This is a genomic window from Ruegeria sp. YKSD163 (assembly GCF_059612905.1).
Genome location: NZ_JBXWRM010000006.1, coordinates 61,766 through 77,503 on the forward strand (window position 1 = coordinate 61,766; position 15,738 = coordinate 77,503).

The window sequence follows — 15,738 nt, forward strand, 5'->3', positions numbered from 1 at the left end:
TTCGGGCGCCGGAATCAGACAGTTCTGCCACACCATGTGGCACAGAAGGAAACGCATCAATGACCGACGCAAAGACCCGTATCGACGAAACCGTCAAAGCCAACGATGTGGTGCTCTACATGAAGGGCACCAAGGAAATGCCGCAATGCGGGTTTTCCAGCCGCGTGGCCGGCGTGCTCAACTACATGGGCGTTGCCTATCAGGATGTGAACGTGCTGGCCGATGACGAGATCCGTCAGGGCATCAAGGACTATTCGGACTGGCCAACCATCCCGCAGCTTTATGTCAAGGGCGAATTCGTAGGTGGCTGCGACATCATCACCGAAATGACCCTGTCAGGCGAGTTGGATACGCTGTTCGAAGAGAACGGTGTCGCTTATGACAAGGACGCCGCCGACAAGATCCGCGCCGCCAACGCCTGAGCGCCCTTCCGGCAGGCGGTGACAAAGTCTTGAAAAGACTTTGTGAACAGGATTTCTGGGGAAATCCTGTTTGAAAAGCGCCCTTTGGGGCGCTTTTTCCAAGATATCCCAGATATCTTATCCCGGCCTCAGCCTGCCGTCTTTTCCTCTACCCGGTCAGCCAGCGCCTCGGCGCGGGCGGCCAGTTCGGCCAGCGTATCGGTGACCGAGGGTGGGATCACTGCCACTTCGACCCGCTCAGGTTCTGGAGCGGGGGCTGCTTTCAGCGCTTCCAATTCGGCCTCACACTCGGCCAGTCGGGCCTCGACCACCCCGATCTTGTCCTCTACTGCGGCGGTCTTGTCGGCCAGCATCAGCCCAGCCATCAACAGCATCCGTGCCTCGGGCATCCGCCCGATCTGATCGGACAAAACCTGCGCCTCGTCATCCAGCATCTTGGCCGCCGAATGCAGAAAACTCTCCTCGCCCTCCTGGCAGGAAACCTCGAAGGCGCGGCCGCCGATATGAATGGTCACTTCGGGCATTACTCGTCCTCTCCTTCCGCCAGATTAGCCGATGACAGCAATGGCCCCAGCTTGCTCAGCACCGCTTGCACCTCGGCCGCGTCAGTTGCCCTCTGGGCCCGCAGCGCCTCCAGTTCGGCCAGCATCGCCGCGTTGATCAGATGCGGCTCGCCCACCCCGGCCTCGTTGGCGGCGCGCAGGTCAGACAGCGCCTTTCGCAACTGATCGTTGGCCTTGCGCAGCCTTTGCAGATCGCCATCCAGTCGCGACATCGCCGCACCATGGCTGACGCGTTCCGCCCGCAGCATCTCCAGTTCGGCACTCAGCTCCGAAACCCGCTCGGTCTGGCCCAGCTCGGCCTTCAGCGCCGCGCTCTCGGCGCGCAGTTCCTCGATCTCTTGCTTCAGCGGCGCCACGTCTTCGGCCGCGTCCATTTCGGCCTTGAGCGCGTCGATCTCGGCGCGCAACAACGTGCTCTGATCGTCCGCCTCCAGCGCCGCCTCGGCCGCCATCAGCTTGGCGGTGGCCTCCGCCAGATCCGCCTTCAACCTGTCCAGCTCGTCGTCATCAGCGACGGCAGTCGCTTCCGCGGCCTCGGATTTCAATGCCTCGATCTCGGCGGCATGTTTGGCCTTGATCGATTTCAGCCGTTCCTGCAACTGCGCATTGGCCAGCCGTTCGTCTTCCAATGCGGCAACCAGATCGTTGTCGGTCTCGGCCGGTTCGGACGGGGGCGCTGCCTCCTGCGGCATCGCCAAGGCCTCGACCCCGGCTCCGATCCGCTCCATCGCGGCCGAAATGCGACTGTGCAGTTCCTCGATCTGGCTCATGCCCTCACCTTTGTGATGCGCGTGTTGTTTACGGCTTCTCTCTGCCCGGTCCCGACCGGCCCCTATGGGACCGACCGAATCGGATACCGGGATGAATAGCAGTAGTCTAACCAAATGACGGGGAAAATACCCCCCATCATTGCTTTCAACGACTTGTCGGCGGCTTCTGATGTAGATGCCCCCACGAAAACCCTGTTTGGCTTGAACTTTGAGGGGTGAGTGGTATTGAGCGCGCAATCCGCCCGAAACCCAAAGGATAAAGCCTCGTGGACCTGACTGCGCTGCGCACTGCGAACCCCGACCACTGGACCAAGGCCACCGCCATCCGCGCCCTGACGCTGGATGCCATCGCGGCGGCGAATTCCGGCCATTCCGGCATGCCGATGGGCATGGCCGATGTCGCCACCGTGCTGTTCGAAAAATACCTGAAATTCGACGCCGCGAACCCAACCTGGCCCGACCGAGACCGGTTCATCCTGTCGGCGGGACATGGCTCGATGCTGCTCTATTCGTTGCTCTATCTCACCGGCAACCCCGAGATCACGCTGGACGAGATCAGGAACTTCCGCCAGATGGGCGCCAAGACCGCCGGCCACCCGGAAAACTTCCTTGCCAAGGGAATCGAGACCACCACCGGCCCGCTGGGCCAGGGCATCTCGAACGCCGTGGGCTTTGCCATCGCCGAGGAAATCCAGCGCGCGCAATACGGCAAGAAGGTCGTCGACCATTACACCTATGTGATCGCCGGTGACGGCTGCCTGATGGAAGGCGTCAGCCAGGAGGCGATCGGCCTTGCTGGCCGGCTGGAGCTGAGCAAGCTCGTCGTGCTGTGGGACAACAACAACATCACCATCGACGGCACCGTCGATATCGCTGACCGCACCGACCAGGTCCGTCGCTTTGCCGCCTCGGGCTGGCATGTGATCGAGATCGACGGCCATGACCCGGCCGCCATCGACACCGCCCTGACCCAGGCCAAGGGTTCGAAAAAGCCCACGATGATCGCCTGCAAGACCCATATCGCCCTGGGCCATGCGGCACAGGACACCTCCAAGGGCCATGGCGCGCTCACCGATCAGGGCCAGCTTCTGGCCGCGAAAGAGGCCTATGGCTGGGCACATGGACCCTTCGAGGTGCCTTCGGACGTGAAATCCGCCTGGGAGGCCATCGGCAGCCGGGGTGCCGCTGAGCGCGCCGCCTGGGAGGCCCGCTTTGCCGAGCTGAGCGAGCGCAAGCAGGCCGAATTCACCCGCGCCTATGCGTTCGAGGCGCCCAAGAAGTTGGCCGGTGCCATCCGCGCGCTGAAAAAGCAGGTCTCGGAAGAGCAACCCAAATGGGCGACCCGTAAAAGCTCGGAAGAGGTGCTGAAGGTCGTCAACCCGATCATGACCGAAACCGTCGGCGGCTCGGCCGACCTGACCGGTTCGAACAACACCAAGACTGCCGATCTGGGTATCTTCCTGCCGGAAAACCGCAAGGGCCGCTATATCCACTGGGGTATCCGCGAACATGGCATGGCGGCGGCGATGAACGGCATGGCGCTGCATGGCGGTATCCGCCCCTATGGCGGCACCTTCATGTGCTTCACCGACTATGCCCGCCCGGCGATGCGCCTGGCCGCGCTGATGAAGATCCCGTCGGTCTTCGTGATGACCCATGACTCGATCGGCCTGGGCGAGGATGGTCCGACCCACCAACCGGTGGAACATCTGGCGATCAGCCGCGCCACGCCCAACACCTATGTGTTCCGCCCCGCCGACACGGTGGAAACCGCCGAGGCCTGGGAACTGGCGCTGACCTTCCAGCAGAGCCCATCGGTGCTGTCGCTGACGCGCCAGAACCTGCCCACCCTGCGCACCGAGCACAAGGTCAAGAACCTCAGCGCGCAGGGCGCCTATGTGCTGGCCGACGCGAGCACGGGCAAACGTCAGGTGATCCTGATCGCCACCGGCTCCGAGGTCGAGATCGCCATGCAGGCCCGTGCGGCGCTGGAGGCCGAAGGGATCGGCACCCGCGTGGTGTCGATGCCCTGCATGGAACTGTTTGCCGAACAGGACGAAGCCTATCGCAAGCGCGTCCTGCCCGCGGGCCCCGTGCGCGTGGGCATCGAGGCCGCGGTTCGTGCCGGTGGCTGGGACCGCTGGTTGCTGGGCGAACGCGGGCGCGAGGCAAAGGCGGGTTTTGTCGGCATGACCGGCTTTGGCGCCTCGGCCCCCGCCGAAGAACTCTACGAGAAGTTCGGCATCACTGCTGCTGCAACTGTCGCGAAGGTCAAGGACCTGCTGGGCTGAGAGTGATCCGGAACTGAGACAGGGGCGCGGGTGACCGCGCCCCTTTTCCGTAGCGCAACGCCGCCGGAATTTCACAGAAATTCCGGCCCGGAAAACACCTGTTTTCCGTCCCGTTTTCTTTGCAAGAAAACGGCGCCGCTCAGATCGGCAGGCTGAGCGTCACCTTGGTCCGATCCATCGCCACCGAGGTACGAAAGCGCCGCACATTGGAGTCCTCGAAGAACAGGCGGTGGGTCAGTGCCTCGAAATCCTGCATGTCGCGGGCGGTGCAGATCAGGATGAAATCCGCCTCGCCGGTGACATAGTAACATTGCTGCACCTGCGGCTCGGCCTTGGCCCGCTTGCGAAACAGATCGAGCTGCTGGAGCGATTCCCGCTCCAGTTCGACCATCACCACAAAGGTCATCTTCCAATCGAACCCCGCCGGATCGAGAACGGCGATTTCCTTCTCGATCAAGCCTGCCTCACGCAGCCGTTTCAACCGACGCTGAACCGAAGGCACCGACAGCGCGCAGCGATGCGCCAGCTCTTCCAACCCCAGCCGGCAATCCTCTTGCAGGCTGCGCAGAATGGTCAGGTCGGCGGCGTCCAGGGGATGAGACATGGCAGTCCGGCTTTCTGATCGAATTGCGGCATTGGCCTTCCGGCTACCATGAAACCCGCCGAGATCCCATCATCGTATCGCGTCATAACATCGTGGTCATGCGATAGCCCGAATGGAACAGCAGCCGGGCATAGGTCACCGGCCGCTCGCCCAGCCAGGTCACGCGCTCCACCGTGAAATGGGCGTCGGTCTCGTTGCCACCCAGAAACTCGGCCGTTTCGCGGTTGCCCCGGCAGGCCGAGAAACTGAGCCGGATATCGGTGAACGGCACCTCGCTGACCAGCCATTCATTGGGTCCGGTCTGCGAGAAATCCTTGTGCCCCGCCTGTGGCACCGTACTCAGGTTGATCCAACGCTGTTCCAGCTGAAAGGGCCGCTCGTCGGCGTAATGCATGCAGACCAGATGCAAGACCCGGTCCTGCGCGGAAAGCCCCAGCTGAGCGCAGAGCCAGTTCGGCGCGGCCTCTTCGGAGCGGCTGACCAGCGCATAGCGATAGGTGGCACCTGTGCTCTCGATCTCTTCGCGCACCACCGGGATCGCGAAACGCGCCTGCCGGACCGGAGCCAGCTTGACCCGCGTGCCTGCCTTGCGCTTGCGCTCGACGATCCCCTCTTCGGCCAGTTCGCGCATGGCCCGGTTGACGGTTGCACGCGCGCAGCCATATTCCTCGGCCAGCGCCACCTCGCCCGGGAGCATCGCGCCCGGCGGCCAGGTATTGTCGCGGATCGCCGCCAGGACGCGGGCCTTGATCTGCTGATAGCTGACCCGCGTCTCCTCACCCATCTCCCCGCCCTTATATATCTGCGCAATTAGGAATTAACGTATACAAATCGGCGCGCGTGCTGAACAGCGCAAAAAGGGTGAGAAAGCACGCTGGCGCCCCGCATTATGACTGGACATAAAAATCTATTACTCATACATGTGAGGGGGCAACATCAGCCAGGTTTCCCCCATGACACTTGCCCTGTTTCACAACTGCACCCTTGCCACCATGGAGAACGGGATCACCCCATATGGGCTGATCCACGATGCTGCGCTGGTGGTCGAGGCCGGAAACACCCTGTGGGTCGGGCCGCGTGCCGACCTGCCCGCGCGGTTCGCCACCCTGCCCGGCCACGATTTGGGCGGGCGCCTGGTGACACCCGCGTTGATCGACTGTCACACACATATCGTACATGGCGGCAACCGGGCCTCGGAATTCGAGATGCGGTTGCAAGGTGCCACCTATGAAGAGGTCGCGCGCGCGGGCGGCGGCATCGTCTCGACCGTGACAGCCACGCGGAATGCCAGCGAGGCGGAACTGGTCGCCAGCGCCCTGCCCCGTGTCGATGCGATGATCGCCGAGGGCGTGTCGGTGATCGAGGTGAAATCCGGTTATGGGCTGGACACCGAAACCGAGCTGCGCATGCTGCGCGCAGCCCGCGCCATTGGCCAGCACCGTGACGTGACCATCCGCACCAGTTTTCTCGGCGCCCATGCGGTGCCGGCGGAATATGCCGGACGCGCGGATGCCTATATCGACACCGTGGCAATCCCCGCGCTGCGCGCCGCCCATGCCGAGGGGCTGGTGGATGCGGTCGACGGGTTCTGCGAGGGCATCGCCTTTCAGCCCAAACAGATCGCCCGCGTCTTTGACGTCGCGCGCGCGCTGGACCTGCCGGTAAAGCTGCATGCCGAACAGCTGTCAAATCTGGGGGGCGCAAAACTCGCCGCCTCTTACGGCGCGCTCTCGGCCGATCACATCGAATATCTTGACGAGGACGGCGTCGCCGCCATGGCCCGGGCCGGGATGACGGCGGTGATCCTGCCGGGCGCGTTCTATACCCTGAACGAGACCCGGAAGCCGCCCATTGCGCTGTTGCGCAAACATGGCGTGCCGATGGCAGTCTCGACCGATGCCAATCCCGGTTCCTCGCCGATGACCTCGCTGCTCTTGGCGATGAACATGGCCTGCACCTTGTTCCGCCTGACACCCGAAGAGGCGCTGGCCGGCACCACCCGCAATGCCGCACGCGCCCTGGGAATGACCGACCGGGGCACACTGGCCCCGGGTCAGCGCGCCGATCTGGCGGTCTGGGACGTGTCGCACCCGGCGGAACTCGCCTATCGCATCGGATTCAACCCGCTTTACCAACGCATCATCGGAGGCACCCTGTGACCGCCCTGACCCTCACCCCCGGCTCTGCCACGCTAGAGCAACTGGCGCGAATCTATTTCGACGAAAGCGCGGTGCGGCTTGACCCGGCCTGCCGCGCGGCGGTCGAGGCGGCGTCGGCGCGCATTCAGGCGGCGGCGGCTGGCGATGTGCCGGTCTATGGCGTCAACACGGGCTTTGGCAAACTGGCCAGCCTCAAGGTCGCGCCGCAGGACACCGCCACCCTGCAACGCAACCTGATCCTGTCCCATTGCTGCGGCGTCGGCGCCCCGATCCCGCGCCGCATGGCCCGGCTGATGATGGTGTTGAAACTGCTGTCGCTGGGGCGCGGCGCCTCGGGCGTGCGCTGGGAGCTGATCACGCTGCTCGAAGAGATGCTGGCGCACGATGTCACCCCGGTGATCCCGGTGCAGGGCTCGGTCGGGGCATCAGGGGATCTGGCGCCGCTGGCCCATATGACGGCGGTGATCATCGGCGCAGGCGAGGCCGAGTATCAGGGCCAGCGCCTGCCTGGCGCCGAGGCGCTGGCGCGCGCCGGCCTGACCCCGATTGCGCTGGGCCCCAAGGAGGGGCTGGCCTTTATCAACGGTACCCAGTTCTCGACCGCCTTTGCGCTGGCGGGCCTGTTCGGTGCCTGGCGGGCGGCGACTTCCTCGCTGGTGACGGCGGCACTGTCGACCGATGCGATCATGGGGTCGACCGCGCCCCTGCAACCCGAGATCCACGCCTTGCGCGGCCATCGCGGCCAGATCGACGCCGCCGCGCGGATGCGGGCGCTGCTGGACGGGTCAGAGATCCGCGAAAGCCATCGCGAAGGCGACACGCGGGTACAGGACCCCTATTGCATCCGCTGCCAACCTCAGGTGACCGGTGCTGCCATGGACGTGCTGCGTCAGGCCGCACAGACGCTGGAGATCGAGGCCAATGCCGCCACGGACAACCCGCTTGTGCTGGCCGAGGCGGACATGATCGTCTCGGGCGGCAATTTCCACGCCGAACCTGTGGGCTTTGCCGCCGATCTGATCGCGCTGGCGGTGTCCGAGATCGGCGCCATCGCGCAACGCCGGGTGGCGCTGATGGTGGATCCGACGCTGAGTTTCGATCTGCCGCCCTTCCTGACCCCGAAACCGGGGCTGAACTCGGGCCTGATGATCGCCGAGGTCACTACCGCCGCGCTGATGAGCGAGAACAAGCATCTGGCCAATCCCTGCGTCACCGACAGCACCCCCACCAGCGCCAATCAGGAGGATCACGTATCCATGGCCGCGCATGGGGCGGTGCGGCTGGGCAGGATGGTCGAGAACCTGCATTACATTCTGGGCGTCGAGCTGCTTTGCGCCGCGCAGGGGATCGAGTTTCGCGCGCCCTTGCAGACCAGCACCGCGCTGCAAGCGGCAGTGACGCGGCTGCGCGCCGACGTGCCCCGGCTGGCGGAGGACCGTTACATGGCGCCCGATATCGAAACGGCGGCGCGGCTGGTCGGCGCCGGTGCGCTGCTCGATGTGGTGGGGATCGACATGGGCGGGCTGCGGCCATGACGCCGGTCGAGGTGATCCGGGGCGATGGCCCGGTGGTGCTGGGCATGCCGCATGGCGGTACCTTTGTGCCCGATGCGATCCACGCCCGGCTGAACCCGCGCGGCCAGGGGTTGAGCGATACCGACTGGCATATCGACCGGCTCTATGCCGATCTGCTGCCCGGCGCGACCATCGTTAAATCCAGCGTGCATCGCTATGTGATCGACGCCAATCGCGACCCTGCAGGCGTCTCGCTCTATCCGGGGCAGAACACCACCACGCTCTGCCCCACCACCGATTTTGACGGCCATGATATCTGGCTGCCGGGGCAAGCCCCCGATGCCGACGAGATCGCAGAACGCCGCGCCACCTATCACGCCCCCTATCACGCCGCACTGGCCGAGGCGTTGGAGCGCGCCCGCGACCGGCACGGGGTGGCGGTGCTCTATGATTGCCACTCGATCCGGTCCGACATTCCGTTCCTCTTCCCGGGCACCCTGCCGGTATTCAATATCGGCACCAACAACGGCATCACCTGCGCCCCCGAGATCGAGGCTGCGACCTATGACACCTGCCGCGTAGCGGACCCGGATCAGACCGTTCTGAATGGCCGCTTCAAGGGCGGCTGGACCACCCGCCATTATGGGCGGCCCGAAGTCGGCCAGCATGCCATCCAGATGGAGACCGCGCAGCGCGCCTATATGGACGAGGCCGCGCCCTGGACCTATCGACCCAAGCGCGCCGACCGCCTGCGCCCCGTGCTGGCCGAAATCCTGACCCAACTCGAAACACTGGCGCTGTCCGGGCGCCTGAACAGCCCATAGGAGCCTGATCATGCTTGACCGCAAGAACACCCGCGACGTCTATCCGCCCACCGGGCCTGAGCGGACCGCAAAGAGCTGGCAGACCGAGGCCGCGATGCGGATGCTGATGAACAACCTGCACCCGGATGTGGCCGAGAACCCGCATGAGCTGGTGGTTTATGGCGGCATCGGCCGCGCCGCCCGCACGTGGAGCGATTTCGACACTATCGTTGCCACGCTGAAAGACCTCGAATCCGACGAGACGCTAGTGGTGCAGTCGGGCAAGCCGGTCGCGGTGGTGCGCACCCATGCCGACGCGCCCCGCGTGCTGATCGCCAACTCCAACCTGGTGCCGCATTGGGCCAACTGGGATCATTTCAACGCGCTCGATAAGAAGGGCCTGATGATGTACGGCCAGATGACCGCCGGGTCCTGGATCTATATCGGCACGCAGGGCATCGTTCAGGGCACGTACGAGACCTTTGCCGAGGCCGGGCGCCAGCATTACGGCGGCGACCTGACCGGGAAGTGGATCCTGACCGGGGGTCTGGGGGGCATGGGCGGCGCCCAGCCGCTGGCCGCCGTCTTTGCAGGCGCGTGCTGTCTGGCGGTCGAATGCAACCCCGACAGCATCGACTTCCGCCTGCGCACCAGGTACCTGGATGAAAAGGCCGAAACGCTGGACGAGGCGCTGGCCATGATCGACCGCTGGACCAAGGCGGGCGAGGCGAAATCGGTGGGCCTGCTGGGCAATGCCGCTGAGATTTTCCCCGAGATCTACGCCCGCATGCAGGCGGGCGGCCTGCGCCCCGATATCGTCACCGACCAGACCAGCGCCCATGACCCGATCAACGGCTATCTGCCGCTGGGCTGGACCATGGCCCAGTGGAAGGACAAGCGCGAGAGCGACCCCAAGGCGGTGGAAAAGGCCGCCCGCGCCTCGATGAAACAGCACGTGGCCGCGATGGTCGATTTCTGGAACGCAGGCGTGCCGACGCTGGATTACGGCAACAACATCCGCCAGGTGGCACAGGATGAGGGGCTGGAAAACGCCTTTGCCTTTCCCGGTTTTGTGCCCGCCTATATCCGCCCCTTGTTCTGCAAGGGCATCGGCCCGTTCCGCTGGTGCGCCCTGTCGGGCGACCCCGAGGATATCCTGAAGACCGACGCCAAGATGAAAGAGTTGTTTCCCGACAATACCCATCTGCACAACTGGCTGGACATGGCGCAGGAACGCATCGCCTTTCAGGGCCTGCCCGCGCGCATTTGCTGGATCGGCCTTGGCGACCGGCACAGGGCTGGCCTTGCCTTTAACGAGATGGTGGCCAGCGGCGAGTTGAAGGCCCCGGTGGTGATCGGGCGCGATCACCTCGACAGTGGCTCGGTCGCCTCGCCCAACCGCGAGACCGAGGCGATGCGCGACGGCTCGGACGCGGTCAGCGACTGGCCGCTGCTGAACGCGCTGGTCAACACCGCCTCAGGCGCCACATGGGTCAGCCTGCATCACGGCGGCGGCGTCGGCATGGGCTTTTCCCAACATGCGGGCATGGTGGTTGTCGCCGATGGCACCCCCGAGGCAGCCCGCCGGCTGGAACGGGTGCTGTGGAACGATCCGGCCAGCGGCGTCTGGCGCCATGCCGATGCGGGCTATGAGACCGCGCTCGACTGCGCCCGCCAACACGGGCTGCGCCTGCCGGGTATCCTGGGCAACTAGGGCGCGCACGGATGACTGTTTTCGCCAACCGCCTGCTTGGCCCCAAGGGCTGGCTGTCGAATGCCCGCGTCACCCTTGACGGGCTGCATATCGCCTCGGTGGAACCGGACAGCGCGCCGCTGCCGGGCGATGTGCGGGTCGACACGCTGTTGCCCGCGCTAGGCAACCTTCACAGCCACAGCTTTCAGCGGGCAATGGCGGGAATGACCGAGTATCGCAGCCGGGGGCGCGAAAGCTTCTGGACCTGGCGCGAGCTGATGTACCGCTTTCTCGACCGGCTCACGCCCGAGCATGTGGCCGCGATTGCCGCCCAGACCTTTGTCGAGATGCAAAAGGCGGGTTATGCGGCGGTGGGCGAGTTCCACTACCTGCACCACCGCCCCGGCGGCGGGCCCTATGACGACAGGGCCGAAATGTCGGCCCGGATCGTGCAGGCGGCGGCGGAAACCGGCATTGGGCTGACCTTGCTCCCGGTCCTCTATACCCATGGCGGCGCCGATGGGCGGGCGCTGGCGGGCGGGCAATTGCGCTTTGGCAACGACCTTGACGCCTATTGCACCCTGGTCGATGGCGCCCGCGCCCATGCAGGCACCCTGCCCGCCGACGCCCGTGTCGGCATTGCGCCGCATTCGCTGCGCGCGGTGTCCGCCGCCGATCTGGCCGAGGTCGCGGTACGCCACCCGGACGGGCCGGTGCATATCCACATCGCCGAACAGACCCGCGAGGTCGAAGAGATCGAGGCCGCCTATGGCGCCCGCCCGGTCGACTGGCTGCTGAACAATGCGGCGGTCGGGCCGCGCTGGTGCCTGATCCACGCCACCCATATGAGCGATGCCGAAACCCGCGCCATGGCGTCCACCGGCGCCGTTGCGGGCCTGTGCCCGATCACCGAGGCCAATCTGGGCGACGGCATCTTCAACGGGGTGCCCTATCTCGAGGCGGGCGGCGCATTTGGTGTAGGATCGGATTCCAACGTGTTGATATCCTTGACCGAAGAATTGCGGCTGCTGGAATATTCCCAGCGCCTGCGTGACCGCGAGCGCAATGTGCTGGCCGGTGCTGAGGGATCGACCGGCGCAGCGCTTTTTCTGGGGGCCTTGCGCGGCGGCGCCCGTGCGCTGGATCGCCGGGCCGGAGAGATCGCCCCCGGCGCACTGGCCGATCTGGTCGCCGTCGACAGCGACGCGCCCGCGCTTTGCGGGCTGGAACCGGAGCAATTGCTGGACGGTCTGATCTTTGCCGCCGGTGACCGGGTGGTGACCGACCTTTGGTCGGCGGGGCGCCATCAGGTGCGCGCGGGCCGGCATGTGGCAGAGGACGCAATCGCCCGCCGCTATGGCGCGGTCCTGCGTGACCTGCTCTCGCGGATCTGAAAACGCAAAATCCAGATCACCATCGGCCAAGACGCGCAAAAAATTTAGCAGCATCCTGCGAAGCACGATGTAACACACGCACAGATTCCGCCTATCCTGCGTCAGAACCCCAACCGGAGTCGACAGGATGGATTTCGCCGCGCGGCTGACGCACCTCAGGCACGACCTGCACCGCCACCCCGAGCTTGGCCTGGCCGAGACCCGGACCAAGTCAGTGGTAGCGGCACATCTGCGCGATCTCGGGATCGAGGTGCACGAGGGCGCCGGCGTGGTCGGCGTGCTGCGTGCGGGCAGCGGCAATCGCGCCATCGGGCTGCGCGCCGACATGGACGCGCTGCCGATCACCGAAACCGCCAGCCATGACCATGTCTCGACCATCCCCGGCGTGATGCATGCCTGCGGCCATGACGGGCATATGACCATGTTGCTGGGCGCCGCCGAGGAGCTGGCGCGCGCCGCCGATTTCGACGGCACCGTGGTGTTCCTGTTCCAGCCCGCCGAAGAGCACGGGCTGGGCGCGCGCGCCATGATCGACGAGGGCGTGCTGGAGCGTTTCCCTATCGACGAGGTCTATGCCATCCACAACCTGCCCGGCGCCCCCCTTGGCCATGTCTCGACCCGGCCCGGCCTGATCTGCAACAGCGAGACGCTGTTCCAGATCGACATCACCGGACAGGGCGGCCATGCCTCGATGCCGCAGGCCGGGGTCGATGCGATCACCGTGGGGGCCGAAATGGTGACCGCGCTGCAAACCGTAGTCGCGCGCAAGCTGGCACCGGCATCGGGCGCCGTGATCTCGGTGACCGAGTTCCTGACCGATGGCCAGCGCAACGTGCTGCCGGGTCATGCCACGCTCAAGGGCGATTTTCGCGCCCGCGCGCCCCAGGACCGCGCCGATATCCAGCGTTTCATGGAGCAGATCGCGCGCGGCGTAACGGCGGCGCATGGGGTTCGCGTCGCGGTCGACTTCGACACCCAGTTCGTCGAGACGATCAACGCGCCAGAACCGGCACAGGCGGTTTGCCGCGCCGCCCGCGCGGCTGGGCTGGAGGCCGAGGGCAACCGCGAACCGATGAGTTTCTCCGAGGATTTCGCCCATTTCAACGCCGCTGTGCCCGGCTGTTTCCTGCTGATGGGCAACGGGACCGAGGGTGCCCATGCCCAGCCTCTGCATGCCTCGGATTACGATTTCAACGACGCGCTGCTGCCGATCGGCGCCGCCTTCTGGGCGGCACTGGTGCGGGACCGGCTGCCGCAAAGAAAGGACTGAAAATGAAAGACCTTCTGCCCGCCGCCCATCTGGGCCACGTCTCGTGTTCTCCCACCGGGGGGGATGCCGCCCACCGGGTGCTGTCGCCACAGGATTTCGACGCCGCCGAGGGTGAGATTACCCAATGGGACGGTTACGCCCCTACTCCGCTGGTGGCGCTGTCGGCGCTGGCCCAGGCGATCGGCGTCGATGAGATCCGCTACAAGCACGAAGGCCCGCGGTTCGGCCTGGGCAGTTTCAAGGCGCTTGGCGGTGCCTATGCAGCCCTGGGCGTGCTGCAACGCGAGATCGCCCGCCGCACCGGCGCTCAGGTCGAATTGGCCGATATCCGCGCGGGCAAGCATCGCGACGCGGTGGCCGGGATCACGCTGGTCTCGGCGACCGATGGCAACCACGGCCGCTCGCTGGCCTGGGGCTGTCAGCGATTTGGCGCACCCTGCCGCATCTATATCCATGCCGAGGTCAGCGAAGGCCGCGCGCAAGCGATGCGCGATCTGGGCGCCGAGGTGATCCGCATCGACGGCGATTACGACGCCTCGGTCCGCATGGCCAAGGACGAGGCCGAGGCGCATGGCTGGTTCGTGGTCTCCGACACCTCGTGGCCGGGTTATACCGATCCGCCGCGCGACGTGATGGCGGGCTATGGCGTGATGGTGCGCGAGATCTGCCGCGAGATGGACCGGGCGCCGACCCATGTCTTTCTTCAGGGCGGTGTCGGCGGGCTGGCCGCCGGGGTGACCGCCGCGCTGGTGCAGCATTGGGGCGATGCGGCGCCGCGTGTCGTTGTTGTCGAACCCGACCGCGCCGCCTGTCTCTATGAAAGCGCGTGCGCCGGGGCGGTCACCGCGGTCGAAATCGCCGAAGAGACCATCATGGCGGGCCTGTCCTGCGGCGAACCCTCGCCGCTGGCGTGGGAGATCCTGGCAGAGGAGGCCCGTGATTACCTGACCATCCCCGATACGCTGGTGGCGCCTACCGTTCGGCTGCTGGCGCATCCGCTGGGCGGCGACCCGGTCGTCGAAGCCGGCGAAAGCGCGGTGGCCGGGCTGGCCGCGCTCATCGCTGCCCGCAGCGATGCGGCGCTGAGCGACAGTCTGGGGCTGGATGACAGCGCCCGGGTGCTGCTGATCGGCTCCGAAGGGATCACCGACCCCGAGATCTATGCCCGGATCATGGCGGGCGAGGATATGGTCTGACCCCTGTCCAAGGGGCACTCAGTGCCCCTTGGCATCCAATCCCTTGCCGGTGAGCATCCGCCAGAGCGGCGCGATCAGGCGGGTGGCCAGCGGGATCAGCACAAACCCCAGCGCCAGACCCAAGACCCCGTCCAACGCCGCCTTGGTGATCCATTCCACCGCGCCGGTCCAGCTTTCAGGCACCGCATGTCCGGCAGCATAGGCCAGGTCGTGGATATGGTGGCCGAGCCAGCCAAAGCCCAGCTCCTCCATCCCGTGGATGACGATCGAACCGCCCACCCACAGCATCGCCGCCGTGCCCACCACGGTCAGCAGATGCATGAAGCCCGGCATCCCGCGCACCAGCCCCCGACCAAAGGCGCGGGTGGGGCCAAGCCGCCCGTTTTCAGCCAGATATAGCCCGACATCATCCGCCTTGACGATCAGCGCAACCGAACCATAGACCGCCACGGTGATGCCGATCCCGGCCACCGCAAGCGTCGCCGCCTCCATCCAGAAACCGCTTTCGGGAATGGCGGCCAGGATGATCGTCATGATCTCGGCCGAGAGGATGAAATCGGTCTTGATGGCCCCGGCGGCCTTTTCCTCCTCCAGATGCAGGGGGTCGCCCGGCTCGTCCTCCTTGAACACATGACTGGTGTCATGCGGCACAAGCGCGTGATAGACCTTCTCCGCGCCTTCGAAACACAGATAGGCCCCGCCCAGCATCAACAGCGGCGCGATCAGCCAGGGGGCGAAATTCGCCAACAGCAGCGCGGCAGGCAACAGGATCAGCAGCTTGTTGCGGATCGAGCCACGCGCGATCTTCCAGATGATCGGCAATTCGCGCGCGGGGGCAAAGCCGTGTACGTATTTCGGCGTCACCGCCGCATCGTCGATCACCGCGCCCGCCGCCTTGGCGCCCGCCTTGGCCGCCTGCGCCGCCACATCGTCGACCGAGGCCGCCGCGACCTTGGCAATTCCCGCCACATCATCGAGAAGGGCCAGCAATCCGCTCATGCCCGCTTCCTTTCATCCTGCCCGCGTTCTGGTCAACCTACCCTAACAGCCGCGTGGCGC

The 15,738-nt window shown here is 65.6% G+C and carries 14 protein-coding genes; 9 read left to right on the plus strand and 5 right to left on the minus strand.

Annotated elements, in window-relative coordinates; translation table 11 throughout:
• Positions 1-59: 59 nt before the first annotated feature.
• On the plus strand, positions 60-422 hold the full coding sequence (gene grxD / locus AC2FNA_RS09925) for a Grx4 family monothiol glutaredoxin (RefSeq protein ID WP_234144010.1): 363 nt from the start codon (positions 60-62) through the stop codon (positions 420-422).
• 128 nt (positions 423-550) lie between these two features.
• Here grxD and AC2FNA_RS09930 read toward each other — a convergent pair whose 3' ends face one another.
• Both AC2FNA_RS09930 and AC2FNA_RS09935 read right to left on the minus strand, forming a co-directional pair.
• Positions 551-946, minus strand: coding sequence for a cell division protein ZapA (locus AC2FNA_RS09930; RefSeq protein ID WP_234183386.1), 396 nt, complete (start codon positions 944-946; stop codon positions 551-553).
• Positions 946-1,755 carry a hypothetical protein gene (locus tag AC2FNA_RS09935; RefSeq protein WP_496826094.1) on the minus strand — a complete coding sequence of 270 codons (810 nt, stop codon included), beginning with the start codon at positions 1,753-1,755 and terminating at the stop codon, positions 946-948. Before AC2FNA_RS09935 ends, AC2FNA_RS09930 begins: the two co-directional genes overlap by 1 nt.
• Before the next feature lie 266 nt (positions 1,756-2,021).
• On the opposite strand from AC2FNA_RS09935, the gene tkt reads away from it, so the two are divergent.
• On the plus strand, positions 2,022-4,046 hold the full coding sequence (tkt, locus tag AC2FNA_RS09940) for a transketolase (RefSeq protein ID WP_496826096.1): 2,025 nt from the start codon (positions 2,022-2,024) through the stop codon (positions 4,044-4,046).
• A 139-nt stretch (positions 4,047-4,185) separates the two neighbouring features.
• On the opposite strand, the gene AC2FNA_RS09945 is transcribed toward tkt, so the two are convergent.
• Positions 4,186-4,650: an Lrp/AsnC family transcriptional regulator gene (locus AC2FNA_RS09945; protein ID WP_496826098.1), complete on the minus strand. Its 465-nt coding sequence runs from the start codon at positions 4,648-4,650 to the stop codon at positions 4,186-4,188.
• An 82-nt stretch (positions 4,651-4,732) separates the two neighbouring features.
• Positions 4,733-5,434 carry a histidine utilization transcriptional repressor HutC gene (hutC, locus tag AC2FNA_RS09950; protein WP_496826100.1) on the minus strand — a complete coding sequence of 234 codons (702 nt, stop codon included), beginning with the start codon at positions 5,432-5,434 and terminating at the stop codon, positions 4,733-4,735.
• A 169-nt stretch (positions 5,435-5,603) separates the two neighbouring features.
• Between hutC and hutI the strand changes: the two genes are divergently transcribed.
• From hutI to AC2FNA_RS09985, 7 genes are all read left to right on the plus strand, one after another.
• Complete coding sequence (gene hutI, locus AC2FNA_RS09955) at positions 5,604-6,809, plus strand: imidazolonepropionase (RefSeq protein ID WP_496826102.1); 1,206 nt, start codon at positions 5,604-5,606, stop codon at positions 6,807-6,809.
• Complete coding sequence (hutH, locus tag AC2FNA_RS09960; RefSeq protein ID WP_496826104.1) at positions 6,806-8,344, plus strand: histidine ammonia-lyase; 1,539 nt, start codon at positions 6,806-6,808, stop codon at positions 8,342-8,344. The genes hutI and hutH overlap by 4 nt, the downstream gene beginning before the upstream one ends.
• Positions 8,341-9,147, plus strand: coding sequence for an N-formylglutamate deformylase (gene hutG / locus AC2FNA_RS09965; protein WP_496826106.1), 807 nt, complete (start codon positions 8,341-8,343; stop codon positions 9,145-9,147). Before hutH ends, hutG begins: the two co-directional genes overlap by 4 nt.
• A gap of 10 nt (positions 9,148-9,157) precedes the next feature.
• Positions 9,158-10,840 carry a urocanate hydratase gene (gene hutU / locus AC2FNA_RS09970; protein WP_496826108.1) on the plus strand — a complete coding sequence of 561 codons (1,683 nt, stop codon included), beginning with the start codon at positions 9,158-9,160 and terminating at the stop codon, positions 10,838-10,840.
• An 11-nt stretch (positions 10,841-10,851) separates the two neighbouring features.
• Positions 10,852-12,213, plus strand: a complete 1,362-nt coding sequence (locus tag AC2FNA_RS09975; RefSeq protein ID WP_496826110.1) for a formimidoylglutamate deiminase — start codon at positions 10,852-10,854, stop codon at positions 12,211-12,213.
• Positions 12,214-12,340: 127 nt separating this feature from the next.
• Positions 12,341-13,483, plus strand: a complete 1,143-nt coding sequence (locus AC2FNA_RS09980; RefSeq protein ID WP_496826112.1) for an amidohydrolase — start codon at positions 12,341-12,343, stop codon at positions 13,481-13,483.
• Between the two features lie 2 nt (positions 13,484-13,485).
• Positions 13,486-14,679 carry a diaminopropionate ammonia-lyase gene (locus AC2FNA_RS09985; RefSeq protein WP_496826114.1) on the plus strand — a complete coding sequence of 398 codons (1,194 nt, stop codon included), beginning with the start codon at positions 13,486-13,488 and terminating at the stop codon, positions 14,677-14,679.
• 18 nt (positions 14,680-14,697) lie between these two features.
• Here the strand turns inward: AC2FNA_RS09985 and AC2FNA_RS09990 are convergent, their stop codons facing one another.
• Positions 14,698-15,678 carry a DUF808 domain-containing protein gene (locus AC2FNA_RS09990; protein WP_496826116.1) on the minus strand — a complete coding sequence of 327 codons (981 nt, stop codon included), beginning with the start codon at positions 15,676-15,678 and terminating at the stop codon, positions 14,698-14,700.
• Positions 15,679-15,738: the final 60 nt, after the last annotated feature.